The organism is Shewanella sp. MF05913 (assembly GCF_059758095.1).
The window spans coordinates 1-676 of sequence record NZ_JCAYNT010000067.1; the positions used below are offsets into that span (position 1 = coordinate 1).

At 41.6% G+C, this 676-nt stretch carries 1 protein-coding gene; it reads right to left on the reverse strand.

The window, feature by feature from the left end:
• Positions 1–634 (reverse strand): transposase (locus AC19MV_RS23020; RefSeq protein WP_498310042.1); only part of this gene is annotated, 634 nt, incomplete at its 3' end.
• Positions 635–676: the final 42 nt, after the last annotated feature.

A 676-nucleotide genomic window follows, 5' to 3' on the forward strand; every position in this document is an offset into this window, starting at 1 on the left:
CTGAATTTATTCGACGTTGAATACTGGTGTAATCTGAGGTTTCTGGAGTTGTGGCCATATTGGCTCTGACCGGGTTTAAATCAACATAGGCCATACAGGCTAATACTGCGGCTTCATCAAGCAGTGCCTGGGACTTAAAACGACCTTCCCAGAAGCGGCCAGTACACTTGTCTTCTTTATTGGCCATTCGAGCGATTGGCTCACTTAAAGAGCGCATAAACCAGCTGATGTCGATTAAGCGTTGCCTATATTGGGTTATGCAATCATGCACTGTGTTAAGTTCAAATGAGTTTAAGTCCTCACCTTTAACAAATTTTTGCGTCAGTAATGTGCCTTTAAAACCTTTGTGCCATTGAATTAATACTTCTTTATCTGACCAGCATTTCGCTTTTTCTGCATCAACCTTTAATACCACATGCAAGTGATTGCTCATCACAGCGTAGGCACAGATATCGATAGCAAAGATGGTTGCCAATTCAAGAATACGAGAATCAACCCAGTCACGTCGATGCTCAAAATTCTCTCCTGTAAAGTTATCAATTCCGCACAAAAAAGCTTTGCGTACTACACGCGAGCAACAGTGATAATAAGGGGTATCTTCTAGACTAACGATTGTCTGTCTTGGTCTGGCCATCTTTAAATACCATTTAGCAGGGGGTAAATAAAGCGTAGTTTA